The 16,709-nt window shown below is 60.4% G+C and carries 16 protein-coding genes; all 16 read right to left on the reverse strand.

Annotated features, from left to right (window positions below):
• Positions 1–14: 14 nt before the first annotated feature.
• Positions 15–1,151: a porin gene (locus P9250_RS30915; RefSeq protein WP_310397092.1), complete on the reverse strand. Its 1,137-nt coding sequence runs from the start codon at positions 1,149–1,151 to the stop codon at positions 15–17.
• A gap of 193 nt (positions 1,152–1,344) precedes the next feature.
• Positions 1,345–2,553: an MFS transporter gene (locus P9250_RS30920; protein ID WP_310397094.1), complete on the reverse strand. Its 1,209-nt coding sequence runs from the start codon at positions 2,551–2,553 to the stop codon at positions 1,345–1,347.
• An 80-nt stretch (positions 2,554–2,633) separates the two neighbouring features.
• A complete protein-coding gene (locus tag P9250_RS30925; protein ID WP_310397096.1) occupies positions 2,634–3,473 on the reverse strand; it encodes an amidohydrolase family protein in 840 nt (279 codons plus the stop codon).
• A 110-nt stretch (positions 3,474–3,583) separates the two neighbouring features.
• Positions 3,584–5,002: an MFS transporter gene (locus P9250_RS30930; protein ID WP_310397098.1), complete on the reverse strand. Its 1,419-nt coding sequence runs from the start codon at positions 5,000–5,002 to the stop codon at positions 3,584–3,586.
• Positions 5,003–5,077: 75 nt separating this feature from the next.
• Positions 5,078–6,340, reverse strand: a complete 1,263-nt coding sequence (locus tag P9250_RS30935; RefSeq protein WP_310397100.1) for a LysR family transcriptional regulator — start codon at positions 6,338–6,340, stop codon at positions 5,078–5,080.
• Between the two features lie 50 nt (positions 6,341–6,390).
• Entirely contained in the window at positions 6,391–7,251 is an 861-nt protein-coding gene (locus P9250_RS30940; protein ID WP_310397102.1) for a fumarylacetoacetate hydrolase family protein, read from the reverse strand.
• Between the two features lie 33 nt (positions 7,252–7,284).
• Positions 7,285–8,064: an SDR family oxidoreductase gene (locus P9250_RS30945; protein ID WP_310397104.1), complete on the reverse strand. Its 780-nt coding sequence runs from the start codon at positions 8,062–8,064 to the stop codon at positions 7,285–7,287.
• Positions 8,065–8,083: 19 nt separating this feature from the next.
• Positions 8,084–9,091: an amidohydrolase family protein gene (locus P9250_RS30950; protein ID WP_310397106.1), complete on the reverse strand. Its 1,008-nt coding sequence runs from the start codon at positions 9,089–9,091 to the stop codon at positions 8,084–8,086.
• 33 nt (positions 9,092–9,124) lie between these two features.
• Positions 9,125–10,057 carry a VOC family protein gene (locus tag P9250_RS30955; protein WP_310397108.1) on the reverse strand — a complete coding sequence of 311 codons (933 nt, stop codon included), beginning with the start codon at positions 10,055–10,057 and terminating at the stop codon, positions 9,125–9,127.
• Between the two features lie 28 nt (positions 10,058–10,085).
• Positions 10,086–10,967, reverse strand: a complete 882-nt coding sequence (locus tag P9250_RS30960) for a phosphate ABC transporter substrate-binding protein (RefSeq protein ID WP_310397110.1) — start codon at positions 10,965–10,967, stop codon at positions 10,086–10,088.
• A 32-nt stretch (positions 10,968–10,999) separates the two neighbouring features.
• The gene (locus P9250_RS30965) at positions 11,000–11,971 is read right to left on the reverse strand and encodes an ABC transporter substrate-binding protein (protein WP_310397112.1); all 972 of its coding nucleotides are present in this window, start codon (positions 11,969–11,971) and stop codon (positions 11,000–11,002) included.
• Between the two features lie 15 nt (positions 11,972–11,986).
• On the reverse strand, positions 11,987–12,847 hold the full coding sequence (locus P9250_RS30970; RefSeq protein ID WP_310397114.1) for an aldolase/citrate lyase family protein: 861 nt from the start codon (positions 12,845–12,847) through the stop codon (positions 11,987–11,989).
• Positions 12,848–12,891: 44 nt separating this feature from the next.
• A complete protein-coding gene (locus tag P9250_RS30975; protein WP_310397117.1) occupies positions 12,892–13,932 on the reverse strand; it encodes a hypothetical protein in 1,041 nt (346 codons plus the stop codon).
• A gap of 365 nt (positions 13,933–14,297) precedes the next feature.
• Positions 14,298–15,863 (reverse strand): IS66 family transposase, encoded by a 1,566-nt coding sequence (gene tnpC / locus P9250_RS30980; protein WP_310397120.1) that lies wholly within the window; start codon positions 15,861–15,863, stop codon positions 14,298–14,300.
• Positions 15,864–15,893: 30 nt separating this feature from the next.
• Positions 15,894–16,247, reverse strand: a complete 354-nt coding sequence (gene tnpB, locus P9250_RS30985; RefSeq protein WP_409014990.1) for an IS66 family insertion sequence element accessory protein TnpB — start codon at positions 16,245–16,247, stop codon at positions 15,894–15,896.
• The gene (gene tnpA, locus P9250_RS30990) at positions 16,235–16,654 is read right to left on the reverse strand and encodes an IS66-like element accessory protein TnpA (protein WP_310397123.1); all 420 of its coding nucleotides are present in this window, start codon (positions 16,652–16,654) and stop codon (positions 16,235–16,237) included. The genes tnpB and tnpA overlap by 13 nt, the downstream gene beginning before the upstream one ends.
• Positions 16,655–16,709: the final 55 nt, after the last annotated feature.

Below are 16,709 nucleotides of genomic sequence, written 5' to 3' on the forward strand. Positions count from 1 at the left end.
CCTCCTCGACGAACTCAGAATTTGTGCATGATGCCGGCTTCGATCAGCGTCTGGATCCTGCTTGACGACGGACTCGCCGTATAGATTTGCGCGTAAGAGTTCGGCCCTGAGGCACGCTGGTGGATGCCGATCAAGAACAACTCGGTGCGCTTCGAAAGAAAATAATGTGAGGCTAGATCGATCTGGTTGTAATGCACCGAGCGTCCAATCGAGTAGTCCCCAAGCGTGTAGACGTACTGCAAACCCATTTCGAAGTCTGGCGTGAATAGTTTGTAGACCGAACCTTCAAAGTTTTGCAGACGCAGACCGCTCGAATCGAAATAGTTGTAGAGCACATTGGTGTAGTCGGCAATCACGTTAAAAAAGCCGAAGTCGTAAGTTCCGCCGACACCCATGATGCGCTGCTGGTTGACGCCCGAACCGCCCGGGCTCGTCACGAACGGCGAAGAAAATCCCCAGCCTGTGCTGTCAACAGCACCGGTGGTCAGGTTCGGCGTCGGTGAATTGGTGCGCCGGTTGAACTGCGTTAAGGCGGCGCCGACTTTGAGCGGACCGCTCATGTAAGTGACCGAACCGCTGAAGCCGTTATTGTTGGAGAACTGCGTCGTGTTCGAGAAGGCGTAGCTGCCTGCGACCGTGAGACCCTTGATTGTGGGTGAGGCGTAGCGCACCGCATTGTTGAAGCGGTTCGTGAAGAACATATTGTCGTTGTCACCGATATGCGCGCCGTAGCCTGAGAACGTGTTGGCCGCCGTCGCGAACCACAGCGATTTCGTCATTTCCTCGTACTGACGGCCGACCGTCATCGTCCCGAGTCGATCGTTAGACAGACCGACAAACGCTTGTCGTCCGAAGATGCCGCCGCCCAGCATCGCGCCGTTTGTGACATTGAAACCGTCCTCGAGCGTGAAGATTGCCTTGTTACCGCTCCCGAGGTCCTCGGACCCGAGAAGGCCCCAGCGCGGTGGCATCATTCCCGCGTTCGCGAGCGCGTACTGATGAGAGCCGCGCGAGTTGCTAACGTATTCTAAGGATGTCGATATCACGCCGTAGAGCGTGACGCTGCTCTGCGCGTGTGCGGGGCAGGCCAACGTAAAGGCGAGCACGGCTGCGCCCCCAAGTCGTTTGAGCGGGAAATTTTTCGTTTTCATGTCCAGTCTCCAGTGAGACGGCTTCGAAGCCGTCTTCGTATGCGGATATCAGTGCGCGTCGACATCTACGCGGTACGCGCTTTTCGGGCGCGCAGCCGCCCCGCCGGCGCGCGACGTTGCGCCGGATCAACTAGCGGTAGGAAAGGACGATGGCGCGGACCAAGAACTCAGCCGGTCCGCGCCTCATAAAAGATCAGTTCGGGTGCAATGCATGCGTCTCGGCGGAATCGCCGTTCCGGCGGTCCGACCGCGGGCGCAGCACCACCGGCGCGATTTGCAGAAGCGTCGCTAGCACGACAAGCATCACCCGGATCGACCAGCCGCCATCGTAGAACGTCGCAAAGATCGCGGGCGGCCCCAGCAGCACACCGAGGTAAGTTGCTTGGGACACAAGGCCACTTGTTGCGCCAAGCGTAGCCGGCGTCGGCGCTGCCGAAGGCAACAGCGTCCAGATCGTGCCGATTACCGTGCCGACGCCCGCAGAGAACGCGCATACCGCGATGCTCGCGCCAATCAGCGATGTCGCGGGCAAGTACAACACCACACCGCCTGCCAGCATCACCGTGCCGCCGACGAGCGCGAGGGTCCGTACGCCCGCCCCTGCTTTCAGCAAATGACCGACCGAAAGACATGCGATCGCAACGAAGACCTCGGCAAGCGTCCCAATGCCGGCGGCCGAAGCGATCGAAATCTGAAAGCGCGTGGCGAGATAGACGGTGAGCGCGGCCATCACTCCCGTTTGGATAAAGGCCGACGAACCCGAGGCGAGTGCGAGCTTGTACGGTGTGCGACTCCTCAGCACTAGCCAGATGTCGCTCAACCGGCGATCGTGTGTCGCGCCCTGCTTGGCCGGCAGGAGAAATGCAGCAAGCGTGAGCACGCCCATTAAGACCGCGTGTCCTCCGAAAGCCCACCGCCACATGTCGCCCCTTTGCGCAAGCGGCGCTACGATGCTCAACGTGAGACCGATGCCGACCGCCGTATGCGAAGTCCAGAGTCCGAGCGCGATGCTGCGCCGCGTCCCGCTCGTCGTACGCATGATGAGCGTGACCGCTCCGACGGTCAGCGACAAATAGCCCACGCCTTCGAGCAGACGGCTTATGAACAGCATCGTCAGTTCGTGCGAGAAGAACACCCCAATATTCCCCACGAAGGCAAATGCGGATCCTACGACGATCACCCGCTTGTCGCCGATGCGATCGACCAACCACCCCGCGAAGAGGGCGAAGATCGCCGTGATGAGCGATGGGATTGAGATGACCCAGCCTGACGTTGCATGCGACAGATGAAAGTACGCGGCGATGTCGCCGATCACCGGCACCGATTGAGTAACCAGCGACGTCGCTACCGTGCCGAAGATGTACAGCAAAATGATGCAGGGCCAGCTTCCTGCCTTGAGCATTATCGTCTCCTGAAGATAGGCCAATATGCTTTGGCTTCGATCATTGTGTCATTGTCAAAATGCGATTGAACCGCCCCTTCTCACGTGCCCCACTGCAATAGGCGCAGCAGGTTGCCGCCCATGATCCGTTCAACGTCCTCGGGTGCGAGCCATGAAAGGTGCTCGCTGAAGTGAGTCACGCACTGCCGATACGAATGGTGCAGCCGCGACAGATCGCTGCCCCAGATCACGCGGTGTGCGCCGAACGCATCGACCACCCGCCGAAGCGTCTCCGTCAACGAGTGAAAGGGAAACGGATCGAGCGCGTAGTCGCCCACGCCCACAGCCTTTACGCTGATGTTTGGATAGCGCGCAAGCGCGAGCAGCGCCGGCAAGTGTTCGAACGCACCTGGGCCTGAGGCCCCGCGCGGCACGCCGAGGTGGTCAACGACAAGGGGTAAATTTGGATGATTTTGCGCGATCTTGGCCGCCTGCTCCAGCGCGTTGGGCACCAGTAGCGCGGTTGGCATCGCCATCTCTTCGAGCACCGGCCACAGGGCTTCGTAGCGACCATCAGTGAGCGGCGCGAGCCGCTCTTTTGTGTTAAACAGAAAACGAATCCCGCGCATTCCGGGCTGATCGCACCACGTACGCATACGCTGCGCAGCGTCTTCGGGCGGCACGTCGAGAAGCCCCATCACCGCGAAACGCTGAGGCTGAGCTTGCGCAAGTGCGAGCGAATACGCGTTGCCCTGCGGATCCCATAGGGGCGGCACCAGCACCACGCGGTCGACGCCTGCCTGCTGCATCTCCGAGTCCAGCACTTCAGCGGTGATCGGCGTGCGCCGGTGGTGTCCCGTCGATTCACCGTTCGACCAAGCATGAACTTGAGCATCTACTATCTGCATTTTGGAATCTTCTGTGAGCGAAGTTTCGAACACGGCGGCTGGCTGCTTTTTATCGAACTGTGGCCAGTCTATGGCAGGGCGTTTTGCAGTTCCAATCGGAAACGCGTAGCCGCCATATGTTTTTGCTGTGCCGGTATCGCACTTCAGCCGCGTTGACTTTGCTCTGATTGGTCAAGCACCGGGGCGTCGTTCACTTCGGCCTGGTCGAAGGATTCGAGTGTCCTGCCACGCGCCTCGATGCCGATCGTCAGGTACGTTAGTCCGCACACGGCCAGACACGCGGCCAGGAACTGAAATGCCGGAACGATCACTGACACCGTGGCCGACGGCATCACGACGTTGCTCGATCCTGCGGTCAAAGCGAGCCCCAACGGTCCAAGAATCTTGCCGACCGAACCGGCGAGGCCGGCGAAGCCCGCGCCTGAACCGCGCAAGCGCGACGGCCACACCTCGGTCGAATAGGCGGCGCACACGGACAAGCTGCCATCGGCAAAGACGAACGCGACCAGGAGTGGCAGCCAGAACAACGACGGAGAGAACAAATCGCCGTGGCCGATATAACCGGCAAACACAAGCGCGATCGCCGACGCGAGCGCAAAGAAACCGCCGGTCTTGCGGCGACCGATCCGGTCCGCAAGCGCGGCCGCCGCGAGCCGAGACACGATGCCAAGCAGACTGAAGCCGATCATGACTTTCGACGCGGTCACCGGCGCGAGCGATTGAATCTGCGACATCAGCGTCGGCGCCCAAAGCACAATGCCGTAGTAGCCGGAAATGAGGCCAATATTGACGAGCGCCGTTGTGACTACGTTGCGCGGGCACTGGAAGATATCGAACCAGCTGCGGGTTGCAGCCGGTGGTGCAATGGCCCGGTCGAATTCAAACGAATCATCGCCACGCGCCCATGCGACAGCGCGGCGCGCGTCGTCGCGACGCCCATGCAGGCTGAGCCACCGGGGCGATTCCGGTACGCGCAATGCGCCGATCAGGGCGATGGCGGCGGGCGCTGCGCCGAGAACGAAGGTCCAGCGCCATCCTATCGCTGGAATCAGCCAGGCGCCACTTAACGCACCAAGAAGCAATCCGCCCGTCGTGATCGCAGATACCACGCCGGTCAGCATGCCGCGGCGCTTCGGCGGGGTGAATTCCTGCACCAGTGCGATCTGAATGAAATATCCCGCCGAACAAAAACCTATGACCACGCGCAGTACTGCCATGTATATCCAACCGCGCTCCGGCGTGAACGCCAGCGCAACGCTCGCTGCGCCCAGCACCAAGAGCGACGCGACGAACACCGGCTTCCGACCAAAGCGGTCAGCCAACGCGCCCCACACCGCCGCGCCGATGATCGCGCCCCCGCCCGACGCAAACAGCACCGCGCCCATAATGCCGTAGGTGAGCCCCCATGGCTTGATCAGGAACGCCATGATGAAGCCGATCAGATACGCGTCCCAAAACTCCAGCATGCTGCCGATGCCGACAAGCGCAATCAGCATCTTCTGGTTGGAAGTTATCTTTGTCTGATCCTGGAACGGGCTGCGCCCAGTGTGCTCGCCAAGCATGATTCATCTCCGTGAGTTCTCGTTCTTTCAAGACGCAGCGTTAGCTCATAAAGACAGCCTCAACCGCGTCGCACACTAGTTTTCGTTAGACCCCGCCGCAATCGCCGCGGCGTTTTCCCTGATGTTGCGAACGAATTCCGCCTGCACCTCATTCGGCGCCCAGTCGCGCCGCATGGTGATGCCGAACATTGGTCCTTTCCATGGCACGTCGACTCGCAATGGTGCGAGTAGTCCAAAACGCCGTTCGCTGAGGATCTCGGTCCAGCTGAGCACGGTGAGCATGTCCATGTCTGTCAAAACGATACGGATAGTCGACAGTGAATACGTTTCAATGCTCGCTGGCGGCGGCGTGCCCTCGGAAAACAAATTCTCATAGGCCTCGCGGCGTGGTGATCCTTTGGGCGGAAGAACCCACGGATATCCGCGCAACGATTCCACCGATAGCACCTGTTCGCGCGTGAGCGGATGATCGCGGCTGGCGACTACGAAGTACCGCTCGCGATACAACGGCTCCTCGATAAAGTCGAAGTCGCGACCCGGCTGCTTCAGCAACCCGATCATGAAATCAATATCGCCGCGCGATAGCTTATTGAGAAGCGTCTCATATATGCCGCTCAGCATCGTCACCCGCGTGTCCGGAAACTGTCGGCCAAGTGCGCGGATTGCGTTGACAACGAGGATGGTCGGGTCTAGAAGCAGCACGCCGACCGTCACTGATCGCTCTCTCGGATACTCGAACGCGCCCACCGCTTCGACCAGAGCCGCGATCTGATTCGACACGAGCTTCAGCCGCTGCGCGAACGCCGCGCCGGTCTCGGCGGTCATCACGCCCGACGGCGTGTGCCGATACAGCGCCACGCCAAGATTGTGTTCGAGCGTGCGCGCCGCGCGCTGCAACGACGCCTCGGTGATGCCGAGCTTGCGTGCCGCCGCGCGGAACGAGCCGCATTCCTCGATTGCGATGAGGCAACGCATTTGTGTACGCGTGATACCGCTTGCAAGCGCAAGCGGCGACACCTTGCGCGGGCTATTCAGAGCCGCCACGGCTTCTTCTGCACTCTGCAGCATGCGCCGCGCGCGCACCAGCGCCGCGACGCCCACTGGCGTCAGCCATGTGCCCGTCGTTGAACGCTCGAATAGCGTGACGCCAAGCGCCGTCTCGAAGGCCGCGATCGACGAGGTGGTGGTGGGTTGAGACCGCAACAACTCCTGTGATGCCTGCGTCACGTTCTCGTGCCGTGCGACGGCCTCAAATACGCGCAACTGCCATAAGCTCGGCAGTTCACGCATCGCGGGCGGATTGCTGTTTGCGTAAGCACCGGGTTCGATCTTTCCCATCTCGACCTTTCAACCTCTTGTGATCACGGACGGAAACGGCTCGCGCCCGTTTAGTCCACGGCGACCTGATTGGACAGCGTGCCGATCCGATCGATGGTGATCTCGCAGGTGTCGCCTGGCTTCATGAACAGCGGCGGCTGACGTGAGAAGCCGACGCCGCTGGGCGTACCCGTTGCGAGAATGTCGCCGGCCACGAGAGGCGCGATCGTGGACACATATTCGATGAATCGCGGAATTTTGTGAATCATCGCACTCACCGACTCGTCCTGCATCGTCTCGCCATTCAGCGTCGTAACGATGCGCAGCGCATCGACATCCTCGATTTCCTGTGCGGGCACAAGCCACGGACCAATCGCTCCGCTGCGCCAGAAGTTCTTTCCTGGCGTGATCTGGCGTGTATGAAATTGCCAGTCGCGCACGCTGCCCTCGTTCATGATGGTGTACGCGGCGACATGATCGAACGCATTCTCGGCGGCGACGCGGTAGCCGGGCTTGCCGATCACCACCACTAGCTCGCCTTCAAAATCAAACTGCTCCGATACGCCTGGATGACGTAGCGTCTGGCCGTGGCCGGTCAGCGAGTCGGCCGCGCGCGCGAACAGCGCAGGCTGCTTCGGCAGCTCCTGCACACGGCCCGCGCTTTGCACCTCGTTGTGGTGCTCGGCATAATTGAGTGCGAGGCACCAGATGTGTGCCGGGTTCGCGATAGGCGGCAAAAAGGTAATCGCTTCCAGGGCATGGTCGGCAGGCTCGCTGGCGAGCACGCCGACCTCGGCCGGAAAGCCCGCCGCAACCAGCGACTTCAGATCCGGGTAGCGATCGCTGATCCGGCGTCCCAGGTCGATCACTCCATCCTTCACGACGATGCCATAGCTCGTGCGTTCGCCGATTGAAAAGCTTGCATATTTCACGCTGAATCTCCGTTTGAGCGTTATCGAAGTGAATCAGACGAGGCCCGCGTAGGAGCCACCGTCGAGTTGAAGGTTTTGTCCCGAGATAAACCCGGCCTGCGCGCTGCATAGAAACGCGCATGCATCGCCAAATTCCATTGGCTCTCCGAGACGCTTCGCGGCGATGGTCGCCGCAATGCGCTGCTTCGCCTCCGCCACGCTGATTCCTTCCTTCTTCGACATCCGCTCGGCCATGTACTTTTGCCGGTCGGTATCGAAGCGCTCGGGCAACAGGTTATTGATCGTTACGTTGTCGACCACCGCATCGCGCTGCACCGATTTACTCAGGGCGGTCACCGCCGCGCGCACTGCGGCCGACAATCCCATTGTGGCGCTGGGCGACTTGACCATCGCCGAGGTAATGTTGACGATCCGGCCAAAGCGCCGGTTGCGCATGCCCGGCACGTATTGCTTGATCAAGAAGATGGGCGCGAGCATGTTGGCCTCGATCGCGGCGAGCCAGTCGTCGCGGCTCCAATCGGCAATCCTGCCGGGCTCGGGTCCCGCATTGTTGTTAATCAGGATGTCCGGCGCGGGGCAGGCGTCGATCAGCGCAGCGCGGCCCGGTTCGCTATTCAGGTCCGCGCATGCAATCGTGGGTCGGCGACCGGTTAGCGCCTCGATTTGCGCTGCAGCCTCATCCAAGGCGCTTTTCTCGCGCCCGTTGATCGTCACGTTGCAGCCTTCGCGGGCCAACGCCGTCGCGCAGGCGAAACCGAGTCCGCGCGACGACGCGCAGACGAGCGCGGTTTTGTTGTTGAGTCCCAGGTCCATCGTCGTTTCCTTGTCGAGGTCAGGCAAAATGCGCGCGTAACGCCGGATAGACGTCAAGCGTGTTGCCGCTGAATACATTGGCACGTGCCGCATCGTCCAGGTTCGGTGTCGCGGCCACATACCGGCGTGTGTCATCGTAGTGATGGCCGGTCCGGGGATCGACGCCCTTGACCGCACCGATCATCTCGGAGCCGAAGAGGATATTTCGGTGCGGCACCACACCGGTCAGCAGGTCAATGCCCGGCTGGTGATAAACGCATGTGTCGAAGAACACGTTTTTCATCAGGCCATCGTCGAGCTCGCCGTGCCCGAGGTCCTGCGACAGCCCGCGATAGCGTCCCCAGTGATAGGGCACCGCGCCGCCGCCGTGCGGAATCACGAAGCGCAGCGTCGGGAAGTCTTTGAACACTTGCGGGTTCTGCACGAACTGCATGAACGCGGTCGTGTCGCCATTCAGGTAATGCGCGCCCGTGTGATGGATGCACGCGTTGCATGAACCGCTCACGTGGATCATTGCGGGCACATCGAGTTCGACCATTTTCTCGTAGAGCGGGTAGTAGACGCGGTCAGTCAACGCCGCGGTCTTCCAGTAGCCGCCCGATGGGTCCGGGTTCAAATTGCAACCTACGAAGCCGAGTTCTCTCACACAGCGCTCCAATTCACGCACAGAGGCATCGAGGCTTTGTCCCGGCGACTGCGGCAACTGGCACACGCCTGCGAAATTGCGTGGATACAGCGCAACGACCCGCGCAATCAGATCGTTACAGACGCGCGACCACTCGATGCTTTTGTCGAGCGTGCCCAAGTGATGTCCCATCTGCCCTGCGATCGGTGAAAACAGCGTGAGATCGAGGCCGCGTTCGCGCTGAATTTTCAGCTGACCGTTTTCGATCGCGTTTCGCAGTTCATCGTCGCTGATAGAGAGCGGCTCGCCATAATGACCGCGTTCGCAAGTGAGTTGTCGCTCGCGCCAGGCGTGCAGCGTCCTGGGCACTGTCGTGAAGTGCCCGTGGCAATCGATAATCATTTTGATAGTCCCCTAGGGATCGTACTAGACGATTCAGTTTCGCCAGGCCACGATTGGCGTCGCCTGTTTGACGAAGCGTTCCGGCGGTCGCTCGCCGGTGTCGTAACTCATGCCTTCCCCGATCTGGATATCGTTGAAGCGGCTTTGCGCATTCATTTTTTCGTGAGAGATCCAGTGCTCGTGCATCTGCTCGAACGGGCTCATCCAGTAATTGAAGATCTGGCTGCCAAGCGCATGCCGACCGATGCCTCGCACGTGATCGTGCGACTGACGCGTCATGTGATCGAAGCCGAAGAATATGTCGTCAACGCCTTCAACCTGATATGAAACGTGGTGCATACCGGCTCGCGCACCGCGCAACAAAAAGATGACGTGATGGTCGACGAGCTCGTCGCCGAGATCGACGCGGCTGAAGCGGCCAATTACATTGTCACGTGAGCCGACGAAAAGCTCGTCCGTCGGCAGCAAGCCGAGGGTACGCTGGTACCAGTCGATCATGTCAGCCAGATTGGGTGTTGCATAAGCGGTATGCGCAATGCGCACCACGCGCGCCGCACCAAGCACGCGGCTTTCGCCGTCAGCGCCTCGCACGACGACACGCGGTTGCAGTGTCGGGACGCGCTCTTGTTCGGCCATGAATTCCAGCGTGAATCCGTTCGGATCGACAATGCGTACCCGCTTGCCGCCACCCGGCGCGTCGATCGACTCGATCCCCTGTGCGCCTGGCAGCTTCGCGACCTCATCGAGCAGCGATGGATCGCGCAACTGATAGCCGAAGCTGACGACGCCTGGTTCACCAAGTTCAGTCACATGCAGAAATGGCGAATCGCCAACCCCTCGCATGTACAGGCGCTTCTCGTCACGATGCGCGAGCGCCATACCGAAATCCTCGAGAAACGCCTGCATGCGGCCCAGATCCGGCGCACTTAAACGCACGTGTGTCATTCCCTGTATTGCTGATGTCATGATGTCCCCTCGATTTTTGTGCGGCGTGTCACGCGAGCTGGCCCGTTACATCGCCGTAAAGTTCTTCGATGCTGAAGCGGCGCGAAATTAGCTTCTGCTCAAACGCATAACGAATGGCAATGTCGAGCGCCGGTGCGAGCGCGTCAAAACCGATGGGTTGCAGGTCAGGTCCGGTCGCCGTGGGCATCTCGCCGCTCGCGGTGCGGCTTTCGCATAGCATACGGTACAGCTCTCGCACCACGCCGTCGCGCGTCGCCGCAATGGATTCGCGCACCACAACGACATGATTGATCGGCACGGCGTGCGTGCGCTCATACCACGCAAGCGCTGCCGCCTTTGCATCGGGAATCAACTGACGCACGCCAGGGTTGCCGGAGGGCTTGCCGCCCGAGATGATCGCGTCTACATCGCCCGCCAGCAGCATTGCTTCAAGGTCGCGCTTCTCCGGCATTTGCGTGACCCACTCCGGTTCGTTGTAATCCGCGACATGCGCACCCTCCTGACTGATCCACCGGACGTCGCGCAGATCGACATCGTACTCATCGGCGAGGATGCCGCGCACCCAGGCGGGCGTCGTCTGCGTATAGGCGCGCATGGCCACAGTCTTTCCAGCAAGTTCGCGGGGAGTGAGTGGGTCGTCAGCGCGGCACAGGATGCTCTTGTGATGGAAGTTACCGTTCATCACGAACGGCAACATCCGGTATGGTTTGCCGGCATCGAACGCCTGCAGGAAGGTCATGATCGCCAATTCTGCGACATCGAATTTAAGTTCGCGCACAACCTCCTTGAATGCCGTCTGCGCGGTGTCGACCGGTGCGAATTCGAGTTGCACGACCGGCGAAACAACGACGCCCTCTTTCAGCGCAGCGGTCTTTGGATAGCTGCCCATCATCGCGCTTAGCGTGGCCATGCGAGACTCCTGCTTTTCAATCGTTGTGCTGGTCATGCGAGCACCTTAGGTGTCGTGTTCGCCACGGTCGCGCGCTGGGGGTCAAGCACCACTTCATCGAGCGAGGGAAGGCTGTCGATGAGGCGTTGCCGATGAGCGTAGCGAATCAGCGCATCAAACGAGGCACGGTTTTCCTGAATGCCGTAGGGCAGCGGATCTCCGACGAACGTGGCAAGTTTGCTATAACGCGCGTCCTCCGGAGCGTCCGCTTCGCCGGACCGCACCCGCGCCAGATAGTTGCCTTTCGCTTCGCTGAACGCATCGAACAGCGTCGTCGGCAGATGCGGATGAGCATCCAAGACGTCGTTCCTCACGACGATCACTCCATGCAGCGGATAGATGCCGGTGCGCTCAAACCAGGCGCGCTCCGCGCTGGCGGCATCGTCCACGAGATCGACGAGTTCATCCTCGAGCCCTTCGGCTCCGCCCGCTAGCCCGGCGAAAACGGCATCGAGTTGACCCGCGCGCAGCAAATCGGAGAACGGCTTGTCCTTGTCGACGCAGAGCACGTTATGCGGTAACGCAAAGCCGGATACATTCTCCGCTTCCTGCGTGAGCCAGGTGACCTTGTCTGAGTCGAGACCGTATTCGTCGGCGAAGATGCCGCGCGTCCATACGGCGGCCGTCACGGAATATGTGCGCACGCCGACCGCACGGCCTTCGAGATCGCTGGGCTGCCGCACCAACGAATGTCGCAGACGCTGCACACCGCCGTGGCGAAAACGGCGCGTCATCGGAAGCGGCAATGCAGTGAGCGGCGCACCGGCTGCGCGCGCCATCAGATACGATGTCGGCGCCATTTCGCAAACGTCGTATGGTTGCGTTCGCGCCATCTCGCGATACACGTCGGGCATGCGCTTCACTTCGGTGAACGCCAGATCGAAACCATCCACGCGCACGGCGCCGCTCTTCAGATCCTGCACTTGACCATGAGGCCCAAGCACGATCGATAATGTTCTGCTCATGTGGATTCTCCCGTTCTATACACGCTCGGCGAGCGAACGGCCGGTATCGAGTGCCGAAAAATCGCGCCGTGGGTACGTCATCAGAAAACGGTAGCCCTGCTCGATCACGCTCGCGACGTTGCTCTTCGTCACATGCGGATGGCCCACCGGAATGTCGTGCGCTTTGCCGACTTCGAGCACGTGCTGCATCATCCGCAGCAACTCCGGGTTGTCGTACTCTCGTGGACAGCCGAGCTCCTGCGTGAGATCGCCCTCTCCGATCAGCAACACGCCGATGCCCGGCACCTCCTTGACGATCCGTTCGATGTTCTCGATCGCCTGCGTATCCTCGATCATCAGGATGGTCAGGACTTCGCCATCTGGCGCAAGCGGCCACACGTCGGCACGCTTGTAGTACTCCTGCTGCGACACGCCCCAATAGCGCGCGGCTGGCATCGGCGCATCGCCGCGCAGACCCGCCGGTTCATATCGAGGCGCGGTCTTCAGTCGCGGATAACGGCATGCGGAAACCGCGTTGTAAGCCTCTTCCGGCGTGCTGATCCGCGGCCAAACGATGCCGTATGCACCGAGATCGAGCGCTTGTTTTGCGAACCACAAATTCATCTCGCTGCCACTTGGCGGAATGCGCACGATTGGCGTCATCTGACACGCGACCGACCCCGCTTTGGCGATCTTTTCGCGCAATAACAGGAACTGCATTGCTTCACGCAGTGCGCGTATGTCCCATGGGTTATGTTCGAGCTCGAATACAACGCCGTCATTGGAAGACTGTGCGAACGCGACTGCGTTTTCTATCTCTGCCTGAAGAAATGACGTGAAGGCGATGCGCTTGCCAGTTTCCAGCGCACGGATCACACCGTTGAGTCGTTCTGCCATTGCCGTCTCGATATGTTATGGAAAACGTAGTGTCGGGTCTTCTCTCACAACATGGCCGTGCAAAATCCATCGCCGGCATCAGCGGGAAGTGGCTTCTCGGTCCATGTTTTACAACCATCAGTCGTGAAGAAGACTTGGCCGCCACGCGTGACAGTGATTACCCCGCGCGGATCGCTCAGATGAACGTTGAAACCGAGCATCGTGCTGCGCGGATCGACCGCAGCATCGGCCCGATACCAGGTCTTACCGACGTCGTCGCTGGCGTAGAGTGCCCCCGCTTCGCTTCGCGACGAAATACTGAAGCAAGCAAGCATCCTTTTTGGGTCGTCGCACACAACGCGGCAGTCTCGTGCATACGAGAAAGGTGCGTATTTGCCGACTTCGAGGTCGCGGAAAGTCTTACCCTTGTCGCGCGTTTCGAAGACGCCCATGCGGCAGATATAAAACGCGGCATCAGGGTCGGCCGGCGTTGTAGCGACTGCGTGGGCGTCGAACATACCCTCCGCTTCGTCGTCGGTTTCCAGCCGGCTCTTCAAGTGCGGTTCTTGCGCAAGCGTTGCGAGTCCTTCGTTTGCGCCACGCCACGTTTCGCCACCGTCCTCGCTTACGAGGAACCCGTTGATCTCAGCAACCGCATACATGGTGTCCGGATTCAAGGGGTGAAACGCAATCCGCATGACACGAGAGGATCCAAATGAAATCTTGAAGCGCTCCGGATATTCCGCCTTCAACTGGCGCCATGAATCGCCTCCATCGTCGCTACGATAAAAGCTTACCGGACCGGCGCCAGCGAAGACCGTGCGAGGTTGGTTCGGATGGAGAACCACAGTCCAGAATTGCACGTTCTCGTCGGTGACATTGAGTCGGTGCCAACTCTTGCCGCCGTCGCGACTGCGGAAAAGGCCCTTCCGGGCGGCAGCGTAAAGAACGTTAGCGTCCGTTGGGTCAGGTGTGATCGCCTGAACGGATGCATCGGATGGGATACCGGTGACCTGCTCCCAATCACCGCCAGGGTGAAGCGCGTAAATTGATCCCACAGTATTGGGACGATTTGCGGCCGTGCCAACCAGCATAAGATTCTGCATCGATGTCTCCAGAATTTTGTTGCCTTGACGAAGCGAGTGATACGAGTCTAAGCGTCAGGACTTGCGCATTGTTATTGAAAAGAGGCCCACGCAATAGATTTATGCTTAACAGCAGCATTGCTTCTTGGGCCCTTACCGCGCCTCTTTGGTGTAGGTGACTGTCGTGCCAAGGTACGTCTCCGGCATTCACGCGAGCATGAGTTGAAAACCGGCAACACCACCCAGGAGCGTAAGCGACTCGGCTGGGCCAGTTCCTCATTCGTGCGCGCGTGAGGCATGATGGTGATGTTGATGGCGTGCCGGAAATCATTTAGATCACAGGCGATCGTGGACATGATCCATCCAAATCTTCCAGATCTATCCGGTTAAGGTGTAGGCGGAGTGGCCGGCTTCAGTTTGTCGGCCACGTTCCAGGGCAGCAATTCGTCGATGCGTGAGATCTTGTGATCAGCGATGTGGGTCAGGACGTATTCGAGGTAGGCGCGCGGGTTGATCCCATTTAGCTTTGCCGACCCGATCAAGCTATACATCGCGGCGGCCCGCTCGCCCCCGCTGTCGGAGCCGACGAACAGATAGTTTTTGCGTCCGAGCGCGACACAGCGCAGCGCGTTCTCGGCAAGCACGTTGCTGATCTCGACTTGACCGTCTTCGCAGTAGAATACGAGCGCCGCCCAGTGGTTCAGCGAGTAGTTGATTGCTTTGGCGAGCGCGGACTTCGTCGACAGCGTCGCGAGTTTCGCCCTGATCGTCGCTTCGAACTTCGTGAGCAACGGCTTGGTCTTTTCCTGCCTCAAGCGCAGCCGCTCGTCAGGCGCCTTGCCCCGGATGTCGGCTTCGATACTGTAGAGCTCGCTGATCATCTCGAGCAGTTGCTGGGTATCTGGAGTCGGTGTGCGCGCGTGAACATCGTAGATGTACCTCCTCGCGTGATCCCAGCATGCCGCTTCGTGGATCTCGCCGCTCGCATACAATTGATCGAAACCGGCGTAAGCATCGGCCTGCAGGATCCCGCGGAATGCGGCGAGCCGGGTCTGGGGATGTACGCCTTTGCGATTCGACGAGAAGTCGAACCATACTGCAGCCGGCTCAGTCGAGCCCGAGCGGTGATCGTCACGCACGTAGACCCAGAAGCGACCGGTCACCGTCTTTCCGTTGCCTGGCGCGAGCACCGCAACCGGTGTGTCGTCGACGTGTACTTTGCCGGCGACCAGCACGTAGCGCTGGATTGCTTCAACAAGCGGCCCGCAGAGCTCGGCGATCTGCCCGATCCAGCGGCCCATGCTGGCGCGATCCAGCGTCACGCCGTCGCGTGCCGCAATCTCCGATTGGCGATACAGCGGTTGGTGATCGGCGAACTTCGATACCACAATGTCGGCCAGCAGGCTCGGATGCGCGATGCTGTGCTCGATCGGCAGGCTGGGCATCGCGGGCTGTTCGATGTGGCCGCAGTCAGGACAGCACAGCTTGTGACGGATCGTGCGGATCACTTTGAACGCAGCCGCCACGCGCGCGAGCTGTTCGGAGACATCCTCGCCGAGTCGCTGCATCGTTGTCGCACACTTGGGGCAAGCCGGATTCGGCGTGAGTTCGATTTCATCGCGTGGCAAGTGCGGCGGCAGCGGCTCTCGCGTGGGCGCTCGACCGGGCGGCGCTGTCGACGTCTTGTCTCGGTGTCCTCGCGTCTCGGCCGCGCCCTGACCGGCCGTCAGGTCTTCCAGCTGCGCCTCGAGTTTATCGATCTGCCGGGCCAGTTTCTCGGACTTGCTCCCGAAGTACATCCGTCTGAGCTTGTCGATCTGCGCCTTCAGGCGTTCGATTTCGTCGTCCCGTGCGGCGATCTCCCGCACCATGTTCTCGATCGACGCCTGCTGCTCGAGCACCAAAACCTGGAGCTCAGCGACGGTGGTGGGAAGCGGCGCATCTCTGGACATGCGTCGCAGTTTACGAGCCTCCGATCTGGTTTACAACATCAACAGAGCAGCGGTGCGTTGCGGGTGTCGCCAGTCGATGCCTTCGAGGAGCATCGACAGCTGTGCGCTCGTCAGATGGATCTTTCCACCGTCGGCCTGGGGCCAGATAAACCGGCCTCGCTCCAATCGTTTTGCGAGCAGCCAGAGGCCATCGTCGGTCGCCCAAAGCAGCTTCACGAGATCGCCGCGGCGGCCGCGGAAGATGAATACGTTGCCACCCAGCGGATTCTCTTCGAGCGCTGTCTGCACTTTCGCGGCCAGCCCCTGGAAGCCGCAGCGCATATCGGTCACGCCGGCCACGAGCCAAACGCGCGTACCTGCCGGCAGCGCGATCACTTCAGGCATTCCTGCAGGAACGCTTCAGCGCGCTCGGCAGACAGGCCGCGAATCCTCACACGCCGTTTGCCAATCTCCACCTCAATTTCGCACACGGGCGTCGGCATCGGTACGCCGCTCGGCGCTTGCGACGCCATTGCAGGCTCCGGCGGCTGCAGTACCAATGCCGAGTCGATCACCTCGACGCTCAGCAGATTCATGCTGGGCACGCTCGGCGCGGCTTCGAGTGCAGGGACGGCCAGCTTACCTTCACGGTATTGCTTGCGCCATCCGAACACCACATTGGCGTTGATGTCGTGCCGTCGCGCGACAATCGACACCGACATGCCGGGTTCCAATGTCTCCCCGATCACCTGCTGCTTGAATTCTTGCGCATACGTGCGACGGGGATGCGTACGGCCCGCTGCGTTCGACATAGCTGACTGTCTCCGTCAATCTGAACGCGCCCATCATGCATCGAGAAATTCAGTA

This window comes from Caballeronia sp. LP006, assembly GCF_031450995.1.
Classification (GTDB): Bacteria; Pseudomonadota; Gammaproteobacteria; order Burkholderiales; family Burkholderiaceae; genus Caballeronia.